Origin of the sequence: Streptomyces inhibens (assembly GCF_003389455.1) — a bacterium.
Classification (GTDB): domain Bacteria; phylum Actinomycetota; class Actinomycetes; order Streptomycetales; family Streptomycetaceae; genus Streptomyces; species Streptomyces inhibens.
Genome location: NZ_QUAC01000014.1, coordinates 1 through 21,860, shown reverse-complemented (window position 1 = coordinate 21,860; position 21,860 = coordinate 1). Strand labels below are relative to the sequence as shown.

Genomic DNA, 21,860 nt, shown 5'->3' with positions numbered 1-21,860 from the left:
GCCACCCTCTGCCCTACGCGTAGAGCTCGTCGATCACGCCGGCGTAGCGGTCGATGACGGCCTGCCGCCTGATCTTGAGCGTGGGGGTGAGTGTTCCGGCATCCACGGTGAACTCGTGGTCGAGGATCGCGAACCGGCGGGCGCGGGCGGGTGGTGCATATCGCTCGTTGGCGGCGTCCAGTTCGCGTTGGACGGCGGCCCGCACCTCGCGGTGGCGGGCCAGTTCGGTGAGGTCGGGGGGCAGGCCCCGCTGGGCGGCCCAGGACAGGACCGCCTCGGCGTCGAAGGTGAGCAGAAGGACCGGGTAGGGGCGTCGGTCGCCGAGCAGGACGGCCTGGGAAATCCAGGGGAGGCGGCGCAGGTTGTTCTCCAGGTGCGCGGGGGTGACGTTCTTGCCGGTCGCGGTAATGATGATGTCCTTCTTGCGGCCGGTGACAGTGAGGTAGCCGTCGGCGTCGAGGCGGCCGAGGTCGCCGGTGTGCAGCCAGCCGTCGACGACCGTCTGCGCGGTGGCCTTTGGGTTGTCGAGGTAGCCGGCGAAGATGCCCGCGCCGCGGGCGAGGATTTCGCCGTCCGGTGCAATGCGGATCTGCGCGCCGGGCAGGGGCCTGCCGACGGTGCCGGGTCGGACAGCGCCGGGGAGGTTGGCGGCCACCAGGGCGGTGGACTCGGTCATGCCGTAGGTGTCGTGGATCGGGATGCCGCAGGAGGCGAAGAACTCCTGGATCTCGGGGGCGATCGGGGCGGCTCCGGTGACCGCGAGGCGCAGCCGTCCGCCGAAGGCCTGCGCCACGGTCTCGGGCGGCAGGTCGCGGGCGACCGCGTACGCCTTCTCGAACAGCCGGGGGACGGACGGCAGGATGGTGGGGCGGACCTCGGAGAGTTCGGCGACGACATTGCGCATGTCGCCGCCGAAGTAGGCGAGGCCGGCGCCGTGCTCCAGCGCGACCAGCTGTACTGAGCGCGACATGACGTGGGCGAGCGGCAGGTGCACGAACACCTCCTCGTCGGCGTCCAGCCCCTTCAGCAGGGCCCCGATGGCGGTGAAAGCGGCCCGCCAGTTGCCGTGGGTGATCATGCAGCCCTTGGGCTGCCCAGTCGTCCCCGAGGTATATACGACTGTCGCGAGCGAGTCGGGCTCGACTGCGGCGGTGGCCGCCTCGACGGCCGCCAGCTCCTGCGGCGTGGACCCGCGCCGCAGCTCCTCCAGCGCCAGGTACGGTTCGGCGGCCTCGATCACGACGACGGCCTCCACACCGGGCAGTGCGGCGGCGACGGCGGCCTTGGCAGCGTTCTCCGCGATGACGGTCCTCGCGCCGCTGTGGCCGAGTACCCAGGCGCACTCCTCCGGTGAACTCGTCGGGTAGACGGGGACGCAGACCGCGCCGGTGCGGGCAATCGCCAGGTCGCACAGCGTCCACTCGTGGCGGGTCTCCGAGAGCAGGCCGACCCGGTCGCCAGGTCGGACGCCGATCCGGTGCAGGCCGGCCGCGATCTGCTCGACAGCGGCACCGAGTTGGCGGTAGCTGAGGGTGTGCCAGGCCCCGTCGCGCTTGAAGCGCAGCGCGCGGCGGTCGCCGTACGCCTGCGCGGCCAGGACGGGGAGCTGGGCGACGGTCGGAGAGTTGAGCGAGGTCATGGTGGGGGCTCTCCTTGGAATGTCCGAGGTGGTGGGACATGGCCAGGCCCGCCGCTCCTCGACCGGACCGGCGGCCCTCACCTTGGTCAGAGATCGATCAGCCGGTCACAGGTCGAGTTCGAGATCGGTGAGCGGATAGGCGACGCAGGAGTGGGTGTAGCCGGCGCCCGGGTCGGACAGGCGGAGCCTGGCCTCCTCGGCGTTGTGCACCTCGCCCGTGAGTACGCGGACGCGGCACAGGCTGCACTCGCCGGAGCGGCAGGCGACCTCGGGGCGGATGCCCTGGTCCTCCAGGGCATCCAGCAGCGGCCGGTTGCGGGGCGTGCGGAAGCTGGTGCCCCGTACGGTGACGGTGACCTCCTCGTCCGGGGCCTTGTCCGTGGGCCAGTGCGATTGGGTGGTGGGGTCGGCGGGGGCGCCGTTGGCCTCGAAGCGGATCCGTCGTCCGGGGTGCCGGAGTCGGGTGAGCTGGTCGAGGGCGTACGGGTAGAGGGCCTGCGGGCCGCAGACGTAGACCATCCGGTTGTCGAGTGGGCCGGCGAGGGTGTCGATGAGTTCGGCGGTGAGCAGTCCGGTGGGGCCGCTCCAGCTGGGGTCGGGATCGAGAATGACGTGGTCGACCCGGACCTGCGCGTGAGCGATTGCGATGTCGTTGAGTTCGTCGCGGAAGATGACGTCTTTGGCAGTGCGCGATCCGTAGATCAGGTGGAAGCGGCGTTCGAGGCTGCGGGCGAGGATGTCGCGGATCATGCTCATCGCCGGGGCGACGCCGGAGCCGCCTGCCAGGAACACCACGTCCTCGCCGTGGAACAGCGGGTTGTGGTGGAACGTGCCCATCGGTCCGGTGGTGGTCAGGGTGTCACCGGCGGCGAGGGCGTCGATCAGGTGGTTGCTGACCCGGCCGCCCGGTACCCGGCGCACCGTCAGGTCGTAGTGGTCGAGGCGGGCGGGGCCGGAGGAGATCGCGTACGGGCGGCTGGTGCCATCGGTGAAGACGGTCACGTACTGGCCGGCCAGGAACGGTGGCAGGTCGCCGCCGTCCGGTCGGCGCAGCCGCAGGGTGCGGGTGGTTGAGGTCTCCGCGATCATCTGGGAAACCGTCAGGGTAAGGCGCCTGGGGTGGTGGGCGTCGATGGTGCGGCGGGTCCAGGCGGTGTGGTCGGTGGTGTCGGCGGGGCGGGCGGCGATCTCGGCCTGAATCTGCTCGGCACCGGCGAACAGGTCGGCGATGGGGTGTTTCACGGGCTCTCCCTCGGAGTTCAGGCGGCCTTGGACCGCAGCAGACGGCGGGCGACGCGGGTGCCGGCCTCCAGGGTGGGCTGGAAGCCGCCGATGCCCGCCCAGGAGCCGGCCAGGTGCAGGCCGGGTACGTGGGTCTGCCGCTCGCTGTTGCGGAACAGCCAGCTCTCGGTGGCGTCTTGGTCATAGCCGTAGATGGCGCCGCCGGGGTGGCCGAGGTAGCGGGCCATGGTGAGCGGCGTGGCGACGTCGACTTCCTCGATCGCGTCGCGGATGCCCGGGGCAATGTGCTCGACCAGATCGAGCAGGGTCTCGGCGTAGGCGAACTTCGTTCGCGCGTAGTCGGCCGGAGCGACCTTGTCCCACGCGTCGGCGTACTGAAGGGTCATCAGGCTGACGTGCGTGGCTCCGGTGGGCGCGAAACCGATCGGAGCGATGTCGTAGGAGGACACGCAGATTCCGCGGGCCGGCTCCAGGGAGCGCATCGAGGCGAAGGTGCGGTCGTCGTCGGTGTCGACGTTGACGAAGGTCGTACTGGTGGTGAACCCGAGCTCGGCGGGCGTGGCGTCCAGCCCCATGTGCAAGACGAACCCCGACACGCCGATCCGGCGGGTCGCCAAGTCGTCACGGACGGCTGCCGGGACGGTGCCGGCGTCGAGCATCCCGTACGTGAGCGGCAACGAGGCGTTGGAGACGACGTCGCCGGCGCTGACCTCCTGGCCGTCGTCCAGCCGGACGCCGACCACCTTCCCCCGGCGGGTGAGGATCCGCTCCACCGCAGTGTTGAACCGGGCCTCACCGCCGGCCTTCAAGAAGGAACCGAGGATGGCGGTGGACATGGCCTGGGAACCGCCGCGGACGTGCCAGGGCTTGAACTCCAAGTAGGCGAACAGCGTAAGCGCGAGATCCTGGAACCGGAGGCGGGACGGCGGCTGGCCGACGTAGCACCAGTAGGTGCCGAGCGCGCACTTGAGGCCCTCGTCGTCGAAGTGGTCATCCAGCACGTCCTTGAGCGAGCGCAGCCCCTGCTGGAACAGCACCGGGTCGATCTGCTCCGCAGGCAGGCCGCGCATCGCGGCGATCTGCCAGAAGGTGACATCCCGGATCAGCTGGAAGAACCTCTCGACCCTGGACCGGTTGCCGGGAAAGGCCGCCTCCAGGGCATCGGCCGCGCCCGACCAGTCCGCGGGCAGCGTGACGTCCACGACGCCGGGCACCACGGCCCGGTACAGGTCATGCTCCTGGACGAACTCCAGCTCGTCGGCGACACCCAGACCCTCGAACAGGGCGCGCAGCGAGAACGCCTGGCCCTCCACACCGAGCCCGGACAGCTGATGCAGGGCCACCTCGAACTCGAACCGACCGCGCCGGAAGGAGGTCGCGCAACCGCCCGGCACGTTGTGCCGCTCCACCAGCAGCGTCCGAATGCCCGCCCGCTGCAGGGTGGCCGCGGCGGTCAGCCCGGCGTTGCCCGCGCCGATGACGACCGCGTCGTAGTCGTTCATCCTTGGGTTGCCTCGCGAGTGATCCGGTCGAACTGCGCGCCCATGGCCTCGGCAAGCGCCTTCGCGCCCGACAGCGGCCGGACCATCACCGTGAAGTCGTCGATCCGGCCGTCCTCGTCGAAGTGCAGGAAGTCGCAGCCGTTGACCTCCTTGTCGCCGACCTTCGCCTTGAAGACGAACGCGTGGTCGCGGCCGTCCGCGCCGGCGATCTCCCGGACGTAGTGGAAGTCGGTGAACACTCGCGTGACACCGCGCAGGATCGCGGCGGTGATCGCCTTGCCCGGGTACGGCTTGAACGCCACCGGGCTGGTGAAAACGACGTCGTCGGCGAGCAGCGCCTCGATCGCGTCGTGGTCGTTGGCCTCCACGGCCCGACGGAAGGGGTGCATGGTCTCCTCCATGACTACTCAACTTCACGAATAGGTGTCCTGGAGACTAGTGACGATGTCGCGCGAGTGTCCAGAGGTCGGTTACTCAATTTTCTGAGTAATCACTGAGTGGTAGCTTGACGCCCATGGCATTGCGCAATGCGGTTCTTGCGGCCCTCCTGGAGGGTGAGGCGTCGGGGTACGACCTGGCCAAGGACTTCGACGCGTCGGTGGCGAACTTCTGGATGACCACCCCGCAGCAGCTCTACCGGGAGCTCGACCGGATGGAGACGGCGGGCCTGATCTCAGCGCGCGTCGTCATTCAGGAGCGTCGGCCGAACAAGCGGCTGTTCTCGCTGACCGAGGCCGGGCGGGCGGCGCTGCACGACTTCACCTCCGAACCGCCGAAGCCGACCGCGATCCGCGACGAGCTGCTGGTGAAGGTCCAAGCGGTCGATGGCGGCGACACCGAGGCCGTGCGGGAGGCCGTCGCCGAGCGGCTGGAATGGTCCAGAGCGAAGCTGGCCCGGTACGAACGGCTGCGCGATCGGCTGTTGGAGGGGCGCACCGAGGCCGAGCACCTTGCCCACGCGCAGCGGGTCGGTCCCTACCTCACGCTGATGCGCGGCCTGGCGTTCGAGCAGGAGAACATCCGCTGGAGCGAGCAGGTGCTGGCCATCCTGGAGCGACGCTCGGCCTCGGTGACCTGACAGAGGGGACCACAGAGCTCCGACCTGCTCTGATCCGCTATCTGCCGGCAATAGCCGGCCCTTCGCCCCCCAGGTCCGGGAGCCCCTGAGAGCGGTGGGTCGGCAAAGCGATGCCGCCGGTCCTGTTGGTGCGTCAGCCAGAAGGTTCGTCAGACTCCGACGGCTTCCTCCATATTCTCCTCGACCTCCTCCTCGATGTCGTCGTCCGTGCTGACGAGTTCCGCACCGCGATGTCGCTGCTCGGAGCGGCCCGCGGCGATGAGCAGGGCCAGACCTGCTGCCAGCCATAGCGCGAGGGCCAGTAGGTTGCCGCTGAGGCCCGCCCGGCCGTCGAAGTAGAGCAGGCTGCGGGCACCCTCCACGAAGCCGGCGCCGTTCCAGAAGGCGTGGAGTGCGCCGAAGAATCCGTTCTGCAGGTCCGGCCGGAAGACGCCGCCGGAGCTGGTGAAGTTCACCATCACGAACAGCACCATCATCGTCAGCGTCGTCCAGCGCTTGACGAAGGTGTGAAGCCCGGTACCGATGGCGAGGATGCCCGCCGAGTAGAGCCAGCTGATCGCCCACATGGCAGGGCGGTCGTGGTCGACGATGTGGAAGACCGGTCCGGCGACCACGATGCCGATGGCGCTGATGGCCAGCGAGGCGGCCAGGGCGACCAGGGCGCGCACTCGCATCGGCAGCACGGCGCCCGCCCCGCCGATCACCGCGACGCCGGCGTAGGAGCCGATGCTCAGCGCGATCAGGAGGAAGAACAGTCCCTGACCGGTCGGGTCGCCAGGGGCCGACGGGGCGAGGTCGGAGACCTTCAGCCGTGTGCCCTGTTCGGCGGTGACCTGCTGGAAGACGGCCTCGGCAGCCGTCGTGGAGGTGTCGGAGTTCGCCGTGGCGACGAGTAGTTCGGGACTCGTGGCGTCCGGGAGGAACGCGCCGACCAGGTCTCGGTCCAGTAGTTGCCGTTGCGCGTCGTGGCTGGACCGGAGGGTGGTGACGTCGAGGCGGTCACCTGCTGCGTCCTTGACGGTCTGGGCGAGCACCTTGGCCTGCGGACCGGTGCCGACCACGGCGACCTTGAGGTGGTGGGGCTCCGGCTGGTGGAAGGCGCCCAGGTAGGCCAGGGCCATGCCGAGGCACATCAGCAGCGGGGTGAGCAGGTGCACGCAGACGTGCTTGAGGGAGCGACGCGGGTCGGGGTCGGTGTGCGATCGCTCAGGTAGGGCCGCGTGGGCCCCGTGGGAAGTGGGCATGGTCCGTGCTATCCCTCATCTGGAACAGGGGGCAGGTCCTGACCTGCGGGGGCAGCGGCGCTCCCGCCTGTCGTCCGAAGGCGCGGGTTGTCAGCCCAGAGGCACGTCGAGGCGCGCTTTGCGGTGGCTGAACGTGGTGACCGAGTACTGACCGTGGTAGGCGCCCAAGCCGCTCTCTCCGACGCCGCCGAACGGCAGCTCGGGGACGCGAAGATGGGCTATGGGCTGGCCGAACCCCAGGGCTCCGGAGGAGGTCTCGGCGGCGAGCCGCTGCTTGGTGGTCTCGTTCTCGGTGAAGGCGTACAGGGCCAGGGGCTTGTCGCGCTTGTTGATGAAGTCGATTGCCTCGTCGAGCCCGGGTACGGTCACGATCGGCAGGATGGGTCCGAAGATCTCCTCCTGCATGACGGGGGCGTCCGGCTTCACGGCGGCCAGCACGGTCGGGGCGATGTACTTGTCCTCCCGGTCCCGCTGCCCGCCGGTGACCAGGCGCCCGGAGTCGAGCAGGGCCGCGAGGCGGTCGAAGTGGCGCTGGTTGATGATGCGGCTGTACGAGGGGGAGGCCGCCGGGTCCGGCCCGTAGAGGTCGGCGATGGCCTCGATGAGTGCGGGCTCAAGGGCTCGGGCGGTGTCGGGGTCGGTCAGTACATAGTCGGGTGCCACGCAGGTCTGCCCGGCGTTCAGGAACTTGGTGCGGGCCAGCCGTGCCGCGATCGCGGACAGGTCGCAGTCGCGGTCCACGAACACCGGTGACTTGCCGCCCAGTTCGAGGGTTACGGGTGTCAGGTGCTCGGCGGCGGCCTTCATGACGATGCGGCCGACCGTCCCGTTGCCGGTGTAGAAGATGTGGTCGAAGCGTTCGGCCAGCAGGGCGGTGGTCTCTTCGACGCCACCTTCGACCACCGCGACCGCGTCGGTGTCCAGATAGGCAGGCAACAGACGGGCCAGGATCGCGGAGGCGGCCGGCGCCAGTTCGCTGGGCTTGACGACGGCGGTGTTGCCGGCTGCGAGCGCCCCGGCCAGGGGGACGAGGGTGAGCTGCACCGGGTAGTTCCAGGGCCCGATGATCAGGACGACGCCGAGCGGGTCGTACTGGGTGGCGGCGGTGGCGGTCGGGCCGAAGATCCCGGAGACGTCGACCGGCCGCGGCCGCAGCCACTCTTCCAGGTGCGCCAAGGTGTGGCCGATCTCGCGCAGGGTGTTGTCGATGTCCCCGCTGCGGGCGTCTGCTTCGTTCCTGCGCAGGTCGGTGTGGAGCGCGTCAGCGATCTCCCCGCCGTGGTCGGTGAGGAGGGCCTGCAGCTGCCGCAGTTGCCGGATGCGCCACTCCAGGGGTCGGGTACGGCCGGTCCGGAAGGTGGACCGCAGCCTGGCCACCAGGTCGGCGGGCTGCTCGGGGGTGCCGGGTATGGACATGGGGTGTTTCCGTTTCCCTTCAGGAACCGGGGCGGGACCACGCGGATGAGGGGCCCGCCCCGGGGTGGTGATCGGGTCGGCGGGGATGTCTGATGGAGGCCGGGGAGGTCAGGCGGGGTCGGGTATCCAGCTGCCGTGGAAGCCGAGCGGCACGCGCGCGGGCAGGTGCACGGTGGCGATCGGGTCGCCGGTGAAGTCCTGTCCGGAGAGGATCACCAGATCGGTGGCGCCGCGGTCGGCATTGAAGACGTAAGCGAGGACGTATCCGTCATCCTCGGCCTGCACGTTCTGCGCGGGCACGAAGTACGCCTCGCTGGTGTAGTGGCCGGTGCCGAAGGCGCGGACCGTGGTGGTCTGCTTGTCGAGGTCGTGTTTGATCAGCGAGTCACTGAACGCGTCGACGGGCAGACCGTCCAGGGTGCCGGCCGGACCCACGTAGCGGAGCAGGTCCGGGGTGACCGCGGAGTATCCGTAGCGGTGGGCGCCGGTGACGACGGCCGGACTGACCACGGGGAACTCCTGCGGGTGGTCGTCGAGGCGGGTCTCGGTGACCTTCCCGGTGACCGTGTCGATGACCCAGCGGTCGAGTGTGGGCAGGCTGTTCCCCATCAGCTCGGCCCCCGCGAACATCCGCGGGTAGCGCACGACATCGACCACAACCATGTCGCCCTGGTCATAGGCGTTGAGGGTGTGGAAGACCCAGCATGGATTGACGTCGAACCAGCGCACCTCGGTGCCGCCTCGGGGCAGCAAGCCGATGCGGCCGCCGCGGGCCTCGTTCCAGCCCATCGCGAATGCCTTTTCGGCATCTTCGGCGGCCTGACTGAAGGTGACCGGGAGGTCGTACAGCACCGCGTACTTCTGGGTCAGCGCGAAGTCATGCATCATCGGCGCGTGCGGGGCGGAGATGTCCACGCTGCGCACGACCTTGCCGAGCGGAGAGACAACCAGGTAGGTCAGCGTGTCGCCGCCGCTGACATAGGTCACGGCATGCAGTTCTCCGGTGGCGGGGTCCAGCTTGGGATGGGCGACGAAGCCGTCGCGCAGGGTCCCGTCGAAGTCGCAGGCTCCCACGGTATCCAGGTCGTAGGTGAGTTCGTAGGGCCGGAAGCCGCCTTCGACCAGGGCGAAGGTGCGGTCGGCATGGCCGATGACATGGGTGTTGGGGCCGGTGTCTGCGCGGCGCACGGAGGCGCCGGGGCGGGGTTGTTCGCCAAGTGCCTCGGCGACGCGGGCCGAGCGCACCCAGCGGTTGCGGTACCACTCGGCCTTGCCCTCGCGCAGTCGTACGCCATGCACCATGCCGGTACCTGTGAACAGGTGAAGCCGGGGCTCGTCGAGGTCCATGGGGTTGGGGCCGTTGCGCAGGTAGCGGCCGTTGAGCTCGGCGGGGATGGTGCCGGTGACCGGCAGGTCGAAGGAGGTGACCTCCTCGGTGACCGGTGTGAAGGCGCCCTTGAAGGGGTTCTCGGGGTTCATCGCAGTCCTCTCACGATGGCGTTCCGTCCGGCGCTGGCGAGCCGGGCTTTCTACGGCAGGCCCGGTCACGAGGAGCGCCGGGGTCTGCGCCACACTGAGCATACTCAACATTATGAGTAATCACGAAGAAGAGTAGAGTGAGAAGGCCGGCACCCCCACCGGCACCCCACGGACCCACCGGCGCGACACGGACAGGAGACCGACGATCATGGCTCTGCGACATGCGGTGCTGGCCGCACTGCTGGACGGCGAGTCCAGCGGCTACGAACTGGCCAAGGCGTTTGACGCGGGCATGGCCAACTTCTGGCATGCGCTGCCTCAGCAGCTGTACCTGGAGCTGACCAAACTGGAGAAGGACGGCCTGATCCAGGGCCGGGCCGTGATTCAGGAGACCCGCCCGAACAAGCGGCTTTTTTCGGTGACAGACGCCGGCCTTGCCGAGCTGGAGCGGTTCGCCGAATCCAGCGCCAAGCCGGCCTTCATCCGCGACGACCTTCTGGTCAAGGTGCGGGCCGTGGACAGCTTGTCCGCGAAGGCGGTGATCGAACAGCTTGAGGAGCGGGCACTCATTGCCGCTGCCAAGATCGATATCTTTGAGCGGTACTTGCATCGTCAGCGCGGCGACGTCGATGAGCAGGCATTCCTGAGCTCCGGCGACCGGATCGGGCCATATCTGACCTGTATGCGCGGCCTTCGCTTCGAGCAGGAGACGGCCGACTGGTGCGGACAGACCGCTCAGATCCTCCGTGTCCGGTACGGCGTCGGCGCCGACGCGTGACCGTGATGCCGGCGCCCCGGCAGTAGTGCGGCGGCACCGGCTTCAGTGCGGGCATGGGCCGCTTCTTGATCGACGCATCCTCGTGTCGGCGGAATCCGCGAGCGTGACGAGTCAGCTGTTCCCGTCATTGACACGTGGGTGTGCGCCCGCGGATTACTCCGGGTGCGGTGAGGGCCTGTCGCGACCTGAACCGGATTGTTTCTCCCGGATGAAAAGGAGAGAGGGCACCTTCGCCATCTTCGACCGCCTTTCACGCCCCTCACAAGTCCTGACCTCGGTTTGCGTGCCTTGGGGTGGGGTCCAATCACGATTCGGTCGGCGGAATTTGGCCTGACGGTCGAAATGTTGACGCTTGACCAATATCGACCGGCGTGGCGGGCGGGGACGTCGGTAAGTTCGCTTCCCCCGGCCGACGACCTTGAGCCTGCGCAATGTGCCGTGTCGAGCGCGCCGAGGAAGACGCTCTCCGCCCCTGGCGATGCAGTACCGAATGGCCCTCCTTGTGTGGCCCATTGGCGTTGGCAGGCATGCCTATTGGCGGCCGGATAGCCGTCACTGCAGGTTGCGTTCATTGTGGGCTGCCCCAACGATCCCGATCTCCGCTGTGCGCCGCCCGTTGGACCGAGGGATGCATAGGCCGGAATGTGACTGAGTGACCGCCATCACCCAACAGAATGGCGAGGGCATGACAGGTCATGGGATAACGTGATTCACGTAGTCGCCCCGCACCCGATGGTGAACTCGGGAGAATTGGGGCGGTGTTATGCGACGGGCTGCTCTGGCGCCCGCCCCGCAGATCCGAGCAGGGATCCTGCCGCGCAATCGGCCATATCGCGTCTTCGAACTTCCTGGTTCCGGTTGGCCATGCATGCCTACTGACCAGCACGGGGGTTCTGCAATGCAAGAAAACCGCTGATAAGGCCAAAACAGAGAGAGGGCTCATGATGCGAACAACACCAAGCAGTCGCTTCGAGGCGCTGGGGGCGTATCTGCCGAGCACTGTGCTCGCCACGACTGATCTGGTCGCGCAGATGACCGGTGCGCCGGAATTCGATCTGGAGCGGATCACGGGGGTAGCTGAGCGCAGGGTCTACAACCCGAGTCCGGGATCCGGCGAGGACTCCTTAGGCATGGCGCTGAAGGCGGCGCAGGACTGTCTCGGCAACTCCCGCTACACGGCCGGCGACTTGGATGTGGTCATCTCGACGTCCATCGGACGCTTCAAGGACGGCGATTGCATGTACTTCGAGCCCTCGTTCGCCCGCATGCTGGCGCGGGAGCTGGGTGCTCGCTCAGCGATCCACTTCGACGTGTCCAACGCGTGCGCGGGGATGATGACCGGCGTGTACCTGCTGGACCGGCTGATCAGAGCCGGCGTGGTGCGCAACGGTCTGGTGGTGAGCGGCGAGCAGACCACGAGGGTGGCCCAGACGGCGGCGCGGGAGATCGCTGACTCCTACGATCCGCAGTTCGCGTCCCTGTCGGTGGGCGACTCTGCCGCCGCGGTGATCCTCGACGAGTCGGTGGACGAGGCCGATCGGATCCACTACGTGGAGTTGATGACCTGCGCCGAGTACTCGCACCTGTGTATGGGCATGCCCAGCGACCGGACGCAGGGCATCGCCCTGTACACGGACAACAGGCAGATGCACAAGGAGGATCGGCTGAGGATGTGGCCGAGCTTCCACGGGGACCTGCTGGCCAAGAACGGCCGCACCTTCGCCGACGAGCGCTTCGATTACATCGTCCAGCACCAGGTCGGCACCCGGTTCATCGAGTTCGTCGACCGGATGGCCGAATCGGAGTTCGGCACGCAAATGCCTGAGTCGCTGGCGGTGGTGGAAGAGCTCGGCAACACCGCCACCACCTCCCACTTTCTAGTGCTGCACCAGCACCTGAAGGCCGGAACCGCCCGCCAGGGCGCCAAGTTCCTGCTGGTTCCCGCAGCGTCCGGCGTCGTGACCGGCGCACTGTCCGCAACGATCTCGAATCTGGGAGTCTGACCATGGGCATGATCATCATGGCAGCATCAACCGCGGTGCCGCAGTCCGACGCCGACGCCTCGTCGGTGGCTCTCGCGGCGAAGGCCGCCCAGGACTGCCTGGCCACTGCCGGCCTGTTACCCGAGGCCGTCGGTGTGCTGATCAACACGGGCGTCTACCGAGAGTCCAACACCTTCGAACCTGCCATGGCAGCCTTGGTACAGAAGGAGGTGGGCATCAACCTGGACTACCTTGCCCACCCGGTTCCCGGTGGGGGATTCTCCTTCGATTTGATGAACGGCGCCTGCGGAGTGCTGAACGCGGTGCAGGTCGCGCGGGCACTGCTGGAAACCAACAGCACCAAGCGGGTGTTGGTGACCGCAGCGGACGTTCATCCCGGTGGGCGGGCCGGCCGGGACGACGCGTACCCGTACGCGGACCTGGGCGCGGCCTGGCTGCTGGCGAAGGGCACCGAACCGGACACCGGGTTCGGACAGGTCCTCCTGCGGGGCTCCGACAACTGCGGTGCCACCACCGCCGGTTACCTGGACATCTCGGCCGCGGGACCGCGAGGTCGGCACCAGATCACCGTCCAGCGGGACGCCGACTGGGCCGAGCACCTGCTCGACCTGACCGCCGCGACGGTCACCGAGTACGCCCGCACGCAGGACGTGGACCTGAACCGCACCCTTGTGGTCTGTTCCCGTCCCACTCCCGACTTCGCGGCCCGACTCGCGCAGCGCCTCGCTCTTGACCCGGAGGCGGTCGTCGCGCCCGACCTCCCGGGTGGCCAGAGCCCTCACTCGGGTGAGCCGCACACCGCAGCGCCCGTCCTCGGCTACCTGCAGGCGGTCGAGGGTGGCCTTGCCGAGGCTTATGGGCAGATGTTGTTCGTCGCCGCGGGCGCCGGTCCCAGCACCGCCTGCGTGAGCTACCACCCGCAGGGGCGGTGACCGAGCCGCCATGATGTCCATAACGGACCATGAAGTGCCCCAAGGGCGCACTCTCGCCGACTATTTGGAACGCAACGCGCGTCTCCTCGCCACCAAGACCGCCATCATCTACCCGGACGGCTGCGGTGCCGCGGGAGACGTCCACTACAGCGAACTCAGTTACGACGCACTCCAATCGTGGGTGGAGGACCTGGCGGCCGGCCTCCTGGCGATCGGCGTCGCCAAGGGCACCAAGACGGTGTTGATGGCGCCCCCCGGCCCGGAGCTGTTCGCGCTCGCCTTCGCCCTGTTCAGGATCGGCGCCGTCCCCGTCGTCGTCGATCCCGGCATGGGCGTCAAAAGGATGCTCCACTGCTATCGGGCGGTGGGCGCGGAGGCGTTCATCGGGCCTTCCCTCGCCCACGCCGTGCGGGTATTCAGCCCCCGCACCTTCGCCCGCATCCGGATCCGCGTCACGTTGGGACGCCGCTGGTTCTGGGGCGGCCACACCCTGGATCGCCTGCCCCCGGCCTCAGCGCAACCCGGGGAAGAAGGCCCGACCCCTGACGATCTGATGATGATCGGATTCACCACCGGCAGCACCGGACCGGCCAAGGGGGTGGAGTACACCCACCGGATGGCCGCCGCCATGGCTCGCCAGGTCAAGACCGCCCACAGTCGCAACCAGGACGAGGTCTCGCTCATCACGCTGCCCCTCTACGGCATGCTCGACCTGGTCTTCGGCTCCACCCTGGTCCTCGCACCCGTCGCCCCCGCCAAGGTGGCCGCCGCAGATCCGGCACCTGTAGTGGCGGCACTGAAACGGTTCAAGGTATCCACCATGTTCGCCTCCCCCGCACTCCTGCGGGTCCTCGGCGAGCACCTGACCCGGCACCCCACCCACCTGCCGGCACTGCGCTGCCTCGTCTCCGGGGGCGCCCCGGTGCCACCCGACCTCCTCACCACGCTGCGCACCCCCCTGGGCGAGCAGGTGGAGATCAAGGTCGGATACGGCTCCACAGAGGTACTGCCGATCTCCTCGATCGAATCCGCCGAGATCCTGCAGGAGACAGCGGCACGCGCGGCGCTCGGCGACGGCACCTGCGTCGGCCGCCCGATCCCCGGCACCAAGGTGCGGATCATCCAGGTCACCGACGATCCGCTACCACGCTGGAATGCCTCGCTTCCCTCCCCTCCCGGGCAGGTCGGAGAGATCGTCGTCGCGGGAGAGTCCGTCAGCCGCCACTACCACGCCACCCCGGGCGCGGACACCGCCTTCAAGATCCACGAAGACACGGGAGACGGCCCCCCGCGGCTGTGGCACCGCACCGGCGACCTGGGCTACCTGGACGCGACCGGCCGACTGTGGTTCTGCGGACGCAAGGCCCAACGGGTACGCACCACCCACGGCGACCTGCACACCGTACGGTGCGAGGGCGTCTTCAACGCTCACCCGCTCATCCGCCGTACCGCCCTGGTCGGCATCGGAGAGCCAGGCAGCCAGCGGCCGGTCCTGTGCGTCGAAACCGAACCGGGCATAGACGCCCAGCAGTTCGCGACCATGCTTCCCGAACTGCGCCAACTGGCCGCTGCGCAGCCGCTCTCCGAGCACCTGCGGGATTTCCTGCACCACCCGGCTTTCCCCGTGGACGTGCGGCACAACGCGAAGATCGGACGCGAGCAGTTGGCCCACTGGGCCGAGCAGCAACTCGCCGCCACCGGCGTACCCCGCCGCCACCGGTGGGCACCACGCGCGATCCCCTTGGCAGGGTGGGCCTACCTGGCAGCCGCAGTGATCCACCCGTTCCACTCGCCACTGCCGGCGAGCCTGTGGTGGATCGACGCCTTCCTGAGCATCGTGGTGCACGCCGCCCAAATACCCCACGCCCTGCCGCGCGCCCGGGCCGCCGGCCGTAAAACCGCCGGCACGGTGGCGCTCACCATGCTCTACGGAGCCACCTGGTGGCGCCAACTCCCCAAGCCTGCCCCGGCACGACCCCGCCAGGAGGCCGCCGCATGAAGGTCCTGGTGACCGGCGCCTCCGGATTCCTCGGGGGCCATATCGTGGACGGTTGCCTACGCGAAGGCCACCACGTTCGGGCCCTGGTACGGGAGAACAGCAACCACGAAAGACTGCGCGCCATACCTGGTCTGGAAGTGGTCCGCGGCGACCTGCGCGACGCCGAGTCGTTGCGCCGCGCCACACAGGACATCGACATCGTGCACCACAGCGCCGCCCGGGTGGTCGACTACGGCAGCCACACCCAGTTCCGGGACACCAACGTCGACGGCACCCGCCGCCTCCTGGAAGCCGCCCGCACGGCCGGAGCACACCGCTTCGTCTTCATCAGCAGCCCCAGCGCCCTGATGCGCCCGGGCGACGGCGACCGGCTCGACATCGACGAAAGCACCCCCTACCCCAACCGCTGGTTCAACCACTACTCCCAGACCAAGGCCGCCGCCGAACAACTGGTCCTGGCCGCGAACGAACCCGCCTTCACCACCTGCGCACTGCGCCCGCGCGGCGTCTGGGGCCCACGCGACCACTCCGGCTTCCTGCCCAAACTGGTCGCGAAGATGAGGGACGGCCGACTCCCCGACCTCTCCGGAGGCAAGCAGGTGCAGGTCTCGCTGTGCCACTGCGACAACGCGGTGGCCGCATGCCTTCGGGCGGCAGCGGCGCCACCGGACCGGGTCGGCGGCAAGGCGTACTTCATCGCCGACCGGGAGCGGACCGACCTGTGGGCGTTCCTGGCCACGCTGGCCGACATCCTCGAACTCCGCCCGCCGACCCGCACCGTCCCGCTGCCCCTCACCAACGCCTTGGCACAAGCCGTGGAGCTGATATGGCGGCTCCCCCCACTGACGGCCCGGGCCGCCCCGCCACTGAGCCGGTACGCGATGGCGCTGCTCACCCGGTCCAGCACCTACAACACGGGGGCGGCCGAACGTGACTTCGGCTTCACACCGCACAAGACCCAGGACACCGGTCTGCGGGAACTGTTGGCCTGGATCGAGTCGACCGGCGGTGTAGAGCGGTTCACCAAGAAGGCGAAGTGACACAAGGTATGACACCAGAACATTTCCGCCGGCCGATCTCACCCACGGAACGGCTGTACCTGGCCGCCACCTCACCCACATCCCCGCTGGTCATTCACCTGGCCGTGGAAGGCTACGGAGACCTCCCACTCGCCACACTGCAGCGAGCCGTCGCCGAGGCAGCACAAGCCTGCCCCGGCTCCCGGCTGATCCACCAGGCCAAGTTCTGGACGGACAGCGGCCGAGCCCCCACCGTGCACCTACTGGAACCCGGCACGCTCGACGCACAGCGATTCACCGACCCACCCGGATTCCTACGCCACACCCTGCCGCCCGAGGGCCCCACCTGTGAAGTCCTGCTCCACCCAGCCGACGGCACCAGGCCCGGCACAGTCGTCTTCCGAGCCCACCACGCGGTGATGGACGGCCGGGGAGTCCTGCGGTGGGCCGGCGAAGTCTTCCGCGCGCTGCGCGGCGAGACGCCGCACCCCGCCCGCTCCACCATGACCGACCACACCCTGCTGAAGGAGCTGAATCAGCCCGCACACCACACCCACCCGATCCGCACCACACTGGCGGCCAAAGCACCCTGGCCGACCGCGACGAGCCAGTCGCACGGCTTCCTCTGGCGAAAACGCACCATCGCCGGCACTCACCCGGCCCTGGTCGCCAAGCTGGCCTCGGCCGTCACCGAGACCTGCGGCCTGCCCCAACAGCGCGCCATGGTCCCCGTGGACCTGCGCCGCCACGCCCCGGAGCTCAGCTCAACCGCGAACCTGACGCTGCCGATCTTCCTGGACACCCGGCCCGGAACACGATGGGAAGAGCTGCAACGACAGCTACTCGACGCCCTGGCCGCCAACGCGGAACTGGCGTCCGGTCCGCAGCAACTGGCCTCACGCGTTCCGCTGAGCGCACTGCGCCACGTGCTTCGTACCGTAACGGCGGCGAGTGAACGCCGGGACCGCTACCTGTGCACCGCGCTCATCTCCCACCTCGGCCGGACAGACCTGGAATCCTTCTCCAGCGGTGAATTCACCGCCTCCACCGTGTACTCCCTGCCCGTGCAGTCCCCGCTTGTGCCCCTCTCCCTCGTCGCCGTCGAGTGCCTCGGACGCACCGAGATCACGCTGTGCCACCCCAACGGCCCACAAGCGGCTGATCACGCCGAGGAACTCCTCGACGCGATCGAGGAAACACTCTCACCCCGCCAAGCCCGCCTTTGGGAGGGAAACCGCACCGCGCGCCCGACCGCCGCACAGGAGAGCGCTGAAAGCCTCGTCGACCTGTTCCGCAGACAGGCCGCACATACCCCCGACGCCGTGGCACTCGCTGATCCGCAGGGCGAGCTGACCTACGCCGAACTCGACCGGCGCTCCGACACGATCGCTTGCGAACTGCAGGATCTCGGAGCCGGCCGCGGCTCGGTGGTCGGGCTGCTCATGGACCACTCGGCCGACGCCATCACCGCCCTGTGGGCCGTCCTGAAGTCCGGTGCTGCCTACCTGCCACTCGACCCGGCCTACCCGGACACCCGGATACGCCAGATACTCCACGACGCCGGGGCAACCGTGTGCCTGACCCACAAACGCCACGCCGACCGGATCGTCCCCTACGGGACACTGCTCCTCGACGAACTGCCGCAGCAGCCAGGCCGAGTGCCCGCCGCGGACGCCTCACCGCGTCCCGACGACGTGGCCTACGTCCTCTACACCTCGGGATCGACCGGACGTCCGAAGGGAGTCGAGGTCGAGCACCGGAACCTGCTCAACTACGTCGCATGGGCCACCAGGCGCTACCAGGTGGACCGCACCTCCCGCTTCGCACTGTTCACCTCACTCGCCTTCGACCTCACCGGCACCTCGATATTCCTCCCCCTGCTCACTGGTGGCTCCGTCGCGCTGGTACCCGGTCCGCTCGACCATCTGACGCTGCGGTATGCACTGGAGGAATGCAAAGCCACGGCGCTCAAGCTGACACCCACCCACCTGGACCTGATCGCACGCCTCGGTCTTCACCCATCGGGCTTCCGCACGCTGATCGTCGGAGGCGAGCAGCTCACCGGCCCGCTGGCCGCCGGCACCCAGCGGCTCTTCGGTCCCGGATGCGCCGTGATCAACGAGTACGGCCCGACCGAGGCCACCATCGGCTGCGTCGTTCACCAATTCGACCCCCACAGGGACGCGGAATCGCCAGTTGTGCCCATCGGGCTCCCGGTCGACAACACCAAGGTGCACCTGCTCGACGCCGACCGCGGGTTCGTTCCAGCGGGAGAGACGGGCGAGATCTACCTCGTCGGCGATCAACTCGCCCGCGGCTACCGGCTGCAGCCACGGCTGAGCAGCGAACGCTTCGTCAGGCTCGCCGACGGTACCCGCGCGTATCGAACCGGCGATCTGGCCCGCCTTCTGCCCTCGGGGGTCCTGGAGTACATCGGACGAGTCGACGACCAGATCAAGATCCATGGACACCGCATCGAGCCGGCCGAAGTCGCATACCCACTAGAGCTGCATCCAGCGGTGGCCCGCGCGTTCGTCGTTGCCCGCCGACCACCGGGGCAGACCCACCACGCACTGTGCGCGTATGTCACCACCCGAGCCGACGTCACCGCAGCGGCACTCACCCGACACCTGGCCGAACATCTCCCCCGGTATCTGGTGCCCACCGCGATCATCAAAATGTCTGAGTTCCCCTGCACGATGAACGGCAAGATCGATGCGGCCGCTCTGCCCGACCCCTTCTCCCAACACGGCGACGCTGAGGGGAAGCAACCGCTGTATGAAGCACAGGACGAAATCGAGCGGCAGATAGCACGTATCTGGAGCGAGGTACTCCCACTGGACGCAGCCCGAATCGATGAGACGGCGGACTTCTACCTCATGGGAGGCGACTCCCTGTCCCTGCTGGCGATGTTCGCCGGCGTAACCCACCTGGTCGGCGAACAGCACCAACACGGCCTCATGGCCGAGCTGCGGAGCATCGCTCACCAGCCCCGATTCGACCGAGTATGCGCAGTAGTGCGCGGTGCCACCTCGAAGGGAGAGGACAACTGATGGAGCTGGACTTCCGCCGTGCCGGACCGGCAGATGCCGATGCTCTCGTGCCGCTGATTCACGAGTCATCCCGGGAACTGATCGACACCGTATTCTCCGTCGATGGACGGCCCGCGCAAGACTTCCTGCGCCGCGACTTCCTCAGAGGAGAGGGCCTGTTCGGCTGGCGCAACCAAAAGGTCGCCATAGAGCCCAATGGCGCCGTGGTAGCCACCGCGACCCACTACCCGGGACGCCGCTGGCACAGGATCACTCTCCACAGCCTGGGCTCAGTAGTCGCGCATTACCGATTACGGGAATTGGCCGAGGTCTGCCGACGCTCAACCGCAGTGGGCGACCTTTTCGCCACGCCAGATCGGGGCGGACTCTTCCTCGCGAATATCTGCGTGTCCCCAGAACACCGCAACCAGGGTGTGGGCACCAAAATCGTTCGCCACTTGATCGACCACACACGCTCCTGCGGGCTCGACACCGCAGAACTCGACGTCTCCGCAACGAACATAGGCGCTCGACGCCTGTACGAACGGATCGGCTTCGAAATGATCTCACGCCGCGAAGACCGAAGCGGTCGCCTGCCAGCCTTTGAGCGAATGCGCGCACCTGCCGCAATTCGATCGTAGGCCCCGAGGAGAATCCGCCCCTGAAGAAGATCTCCGAGGCGGACTTTGGGCATGCAGTTACGTCTTCCGGTCAACCGGCGCACGCAGGACGCGATCGCCGTGATCCACCGCCTCGGCACCCGTAGCTGATGCGGATGTAGTCGAAGGACAGGCCGCGGAGGGGGTGCGGCCTAAGCGCTGTCCCGTAACTGCTGGTCACGGGCGAGATGATCTTGCTGTTCTGGTGTGATCTCGACTTCGGAGCCGTCCTGAATAGCCCCGTTTACCGGGCTGAGCCCGCGTCAGTTCGGCAAGCTGATCACCGCGCTGCGGCGCGAGGGTGCAGATCCGGTGCGCAAGGGCCGACCGTGGAGCCTGTCGCTGGAGGACCGCGTGCTTCTGGTCGCCGCCTACTGGCCAACGAACCTGACCCTGCGCCAACTGGCGCCGCTGTTCGGGGTGTCCAAGTCCGCAGCCGACCGCATCATCGACCACCTCGGGCCATCGCTCGCCCTCCAGCAACGCAAGCGTTTCCGCAAAGACACCGTGCTGATCGCCGACGGCACCTTGGTTCCCACCCGCGACCACCAGGTGGCCGAGCAGTCGAAGAACTACCGCTACTCCACCAACCACCAGGTCGTCATCGACGCCGACACCCGGCTCGTCGTGGCCATCGGCCGGCCGGTGCCCGGCAACCGCAACGACTGCAAGGCATGGGGTCGCTCCGGTGCCAAGGCCGCCATCGGCAAGACCACGGTCATCGCGGACGGCGGCTCCCGGGGCACCGGCCTGGTCATCCCGCACCGCCGCGAACCCGGCCAGAGCGAACAGCCGGCCTGGAAAGAGGAACACAACACTTCCCACCGCAAGGTCCGAGCCCGCGTCGAGCACACCCTCGCCCGCATGAAGACCTGGAAGATCCTCCGCGACTGCCGTCTCAAGGGCGACGGCGTCCACCACGCCATGCTCGGCATCGCCCGCCTGCACAACCTCACCCTCGCCGGGTGACGAAGGAACAGTCAGGTCAACGGACACGTCGTAGGTCATTTACGGGACAGCCCTTAGGGCAAGTCGGATCCGGGTCTAGGCGAGGAATGCCTTCCGAAGGAGTTCGCCGAACTCGACGGGGTGCATGGTCAGGCCGGTGTGCCCGCCGGGGAAGTGCAGAAGTTCCGTGCCGAGACGCTCGGCCAGGAGAGCGGCCGGACGGTAGGGCAGCTCGCCGCGTGAGTCGTGACCGCAGGCGAGCACGAGCCGGTCCGACAGCGCCTCCAGCCGGTGGATGTCCGGGGCGTAGGACATGAAGCTGGGCACGATACGCCCGACGAAGTACGGCAGGTTGGCCATTGTCCGCTCGGCCCGCGCCGCGGCTTGCGGCGGAAGCTTGAGCTCGGCCTCCGGTTCGGTGGTGTCACCGTCCTTCTTCAGCCCCGCGGCGAACACGGCCATCGCCGGCATGAGCCCCTGGGTACGGAACGTCTCCTGCACGCGCGCGATGAGCGCGCGATGTTCGGAGGCATCCGGCAGGACCTCCACCATCGGCGGCTCGTGCGCCACGACGCGTTCGACGCGTTCGGGGTGGGCGGTGAGCAGGTGCAGGGCGGCGATCGCGCCCGAGCTGGCGCCGAACACCCGGGCAGGCTCACCGGGCGACAGCAGTTCCAGTATCCGGAACGCGTCGTCGGCGTGCTCGGCCACGTGCTGCTCGGCCTCAGGGTCGTCCAGCGTGCTGCGGGACATGCCGCGCGGGTCGTAGGTCGCGACCGTGTATTCGGCGGCCAGGTCGTCGGCGACGCCGTCGTAGGAGGCCGCGTCGCCCGCCCCTCCGGGGATCAGCAGCAGGAGCGGGCCCTGGCCGCGCACCTCGTAGTGCAGGG

At 68.4% G+C, this 21,860-nt stretch carries 17 protein-coding genes; 9 read left to right on the top strand and 8 right to left on the bottom strand.

What is annotated here, in order from left to right:
* Positions 1-13: 13 nt before the first annotated feature.
* The 4 genes from DY245_RS01815 to DY245_RS01800 all read right to left on the bottom strand — a co-directional run bounded on the left by DY245_RS01815 (position 14) and on the right by DY245_RS01800 (position 4,772).
* Positions 14-1,639: an AMP-dependent synthetase/ligase gene (locus DY245_RS01815; RefSeq protein ID WP_128502710.1), complete on the bottom strand. Its 1,626-nt coding sequence runs from the start codon at positions 1,637-1,639 to the stop codon at positions 14-16.
* A 105-nt stretch (positions 1,640-1,744) separates the two neighbouring features.
* On the bottom strand, positions 1,745-2,881 hold the full coding sequence (locus tag DY245_RS01810; protein WP_128502707.1) for a 2Fe-2S iron-sulfur cluster-binding protein: 1,137 nt from the start codon (positions 2,879-2,881) through the stop codon (positions 1,745-1,747).
* Between the two features lie 17 nt (positions 2,882-2,898).
* Positions 2,899-4,383, bottom strand: a complete 1,485-nt coding sequence (locus tag DY245_RS01805; protein WP_128502703.1) for a phytoene desaturase family protein — start codon at positions 4,381-4,383, stop codon at positions 2,899-2,901.
* Positions 4,380-4,772, bottom strand: coding sequence for a nuclear transport factor 2 family protein (locus DY245_RS01800; RefSeq protein WP_128502701.1), 393 nt, complete (start codon positions 4,770-4,772; stop codon positions 4,380-4,382). Before DY245_RS01800 ends, DY245_RS01805 begins: the two co-directional genes overlap by 4 nt.
* A 125-nt stretch (positions 4,773-4,897) precedes the next feature.
* On the opposite strand from DY245_RS01800, the gene DY245_RS01795 reads away from it, so the two are divergent.
* Positions 4,898-5,461, top strand: a complete 564-nt coding sequence (locus tag DY245_RS01795) for a PadR family transcriptional regulator (protein WP_128502698.1) — start codon at positions 4,898-4,900, stop codon at positions 5,459-5,461.
* A 149-nt stretch (positions 5,462-5,610) separates the two neighbouring features.
* On the opposite strand, the gene DY245_RS01790 is transcribed toward DY245_RS01795, so the two are convergent.
* The 3 genes from DY245_RS01790 to DY245_RS01780 form a co-directional block, all read right to left on the bottom strand.
* A complete protein-coding gene (locus DY245_RS01790; RefSeq protein ID WP_128502956.1) occupies positions 5,611-6,594 on the bottom strand; it encodes a hypothetical protein in 984 nt (327 codons plus the stop codon).
* A 201-nt stretch (positions 6,595-6,795) separates the two neighbouring features.
* Positions 6,796-8,121, bottom strand: a complete 1,326-nt coding sequence (locus tag DY245_RS01785) for an aldehyde dehydrogenase family protein (protein WP_128502695.1) — start codon at positions 8,119-8,121, stop codon at positions 6,796-6,798.
* 108 nt (positions 8,122-8,229) lie between these two features.
* Positions 8,230-9,600 carry a carotenoid oxygenase family protein gene (locus DY245_RS01780; RefSeq protein ID WP_128502692.1) on the bottom strand — a complete coding sequence of 457 codons (1,371 nt, stop codon included), beginning with the start codon at positions 9,598-9,600 and terminating at the stop codon, positions 8,230-8,232.
* Positions 9,601-9,808: 208 nt separating this feature from the next.
* On the opposite strand from DY245_RS01780, the gene DY245_RS01775 reads away from it, so the two are divergent.
* The 8 genes from DY245_RS01775 to DY245_RS01740 all read left to right on the top strand — a co-directional run bounded on the left by DY245_RS01775 (position 9,809) and on the right by DY245_RS01740 (position 20,991).
* Positions 9,809-10,378 carry a PadR family transcriptional regulator gene (locus DY245_RS01775; protein ID WP_128502689.1) on the top strand — a complete coding sequence of 190 codons (570 nt, stop codon included), beginning with the start codon at positions 9,809-9,811 and terminating at the stop codon, positions 10,376-10,378.
* 941 nt (positions 10,379-11,319) lie between these two features.
* Positions 11,320-12,381 (top strand): 3-oxoacyl-ACP synthase III family protein, encoded by a 1,062-nt coding sequence (locus DY245_RS01770; protein WP_181923472.1) that lies wholly within the window; start codon positions 11,320-11,322, stop codon positions 12,379-12,381.
* A gap of 17 nt (positions 12,382-12,398) precedes the next feature.
* Positions 12,399-13,313 (top strand): beta-ketoacyl-[acyl-carrier-protein] synthase family protein, encoded by a 915-nt coding sequence (locus tag DY245_RS01765; protein WP_181923471.1) that lies wholly within the window; start codon positions 12,399-12,401, stop codon positions 13,311-13,313.
* A gap of 10 nt (positions 13,314-13,323) precedes the next feature.
* Positions 13,324-15,312: a fatty acid CoA ligase family protein gene (locus DY245_RS01760; RefSeq protein WP_244942763.1), complete on the top strand. Its 1,989-nt coding sequence runs from the start codon at positions 13,324-13,326 to the stop codon at positions 15,310-15,312.
* Positions 15,309-16,352 carry an NAD-dependent epimerase/dehydratase family protein gene (locus DY245_RS01755; RefSeq protein ID WP_128502683.1) on the top strand — a complete coding sequence of 348 codons (1,044 nt, stop codon included), beginning with the start codon at positions 15,309-15,311 and terminating at the stop codon, positions 16,350-16,352. The genes DY245_RS01760 and DY245_RS01755 overlap by 4 nt, the downstream gene beginning before the upstream one ends.
* A gap of 8 nt (positions 16,353-16,360) precedes the next feature.
* Positions 16,361-19,384, top strand: a complete 3,024-nt coding sequence (locus DY245_RS01750; RefSeq protein ID WP_128502681.1) for a non-ribosomal peptide synthetase — start codon at positions 16,361-16,363, stop codon at positions 19,382-19,384.
* Entirely contained in the window at positions 19,384-20,004 is a 621-nt protein-coding gene (locus DY245_RS01745) for a GNAT family N-acetyltransferase (RefSeq protein ID WP_181923470.1), read from the top strand. Before DY245_RS01750 ends, DY245_RS01745 begins: the two co-directional genes overlap by 1 nt.
* A gap of 252 nt (positions 20,005-20,256) precedes the next feature.
* Positions 20,257-20,991, top strand: coding sequence for a transposase (locus DY245_RS01740; RefSeq protein ID WP_128502676.1), 735 nt, complete (start codon positions 20,257-20,259; stop codon positions 20,989-20,991).
* Positions 20,992-21,066: 75 nt separating this feature from the next.
* Here the strand turns inward: DY245_RS01740 and DY245_RS01735 are convergent, their stop codons facing one another.
* On the bottom strand, positions 21,067-21,858 hold the full coding sequence (locus DY245_RS01735; RefSeq protein ID WP_128502674.1) for an alpha/beta fold hydrolase: 792 nt from the start codon (positions 21,856-21,858) through the stop codon (positions 21,067-21,069).
* Positions 21,859-21,860: the final 2 nt, after the last annotated feature.

Coding starts and splice junctions, on each gene's coding strand:
- DY245_RS01795 (WP_128502698.1), top strand. CDS start 4,898: ATGGCATTGCGCAATGCGGTTCTTGCGGCCCTCCTGGAGGGTGAGGCG.
- DY245_RS01750 (WP_128502681.1), top strand. CDS start 16,361: ATGACACCAGAACATTTCCGCCGGCCGATCTCACCCACGGAACGGCTG.
- DY245_RS01790 (WP_128502956.1), bottom strand. CDS start 6,594: ATGTGCCTCGGCATGGCCCTGGCCTACCTGGGCGCCTTCCACCAGCCG.
- DY245_RS01770 (WP_181923472.1), top strand. CDS start 11,320: ATGATGCGAACAACACCAAGCAGTCGCTTCGAGGCGCTGGGGGCGTAT.
- DY245_RS01760 (WP_244942763.1), top strand. CDS start 13,324: ATGATGTCCATAACGGACCATGAAGTGCCCCAAGGGCGCACTCTCGCC.
- DY245_RS01775 (WP_128502689.1), top strand. CDS start 9,809: ATGGCTCTGCGACATGCGGTGCTGGCCGCACTGCTGGACGGCGAGTCC.
- DY245_RS01785 (WP_128502695.1), bottom strand. CDS start 8,121: ATGTCCATACCCGGCACCCCCGAGCAGCCCGCCGACCTGGTGGCCAGG.
- DY245_RS01800 (WP_128502701.1), bottom strand. CDS start 4,772: ATGCACCCCTTCCGTCGGGCCGTGGAGGCCAACGACCACGACGCGATC.
- DY245_RS01815 (WP_128502710.1), bottom strand. CDS start 1,639: ATGACCTCGCTCAACTCTCCGACCGTCGCCCAGCTCCCCGTCCTGGCC.
- DY245_RS01765 (WP_181923471.1), top strand. CDS start 12,399: ATGGCAGCATCAACCGCGGTGCCGCAGTCCGACGCCGACGCCTCGTCG.
- DY245_RS01780 (WP_128502692.1), bottom strand. CDS start 9,600: ATGAACCCCGAGAACCCCTTCAAGGGCGCCTTCACACCGGTCACCGAG.
- DY245_RS01805 (WP_128502703.1), bottom strand. CDS start 4,383: ATGAACGACTACGACGCGGTCGTCATCGGCGCGGGCAACGCCGGGCTG.
- DY245_RS01745 (WP_181923470.1), top strand. CDS start 19,384: ATGGAGCTGGACTTCCGCCGTGCCGGACCGGCAGATGCCGATGCTCTC.
- DY245_RS01755 (WP_128502683.1), top strand. CDS start 15,309: ATGAAGGTCCTGGTGACCGGCGCCTCCGGATTCCTCGGGGGCCATATC.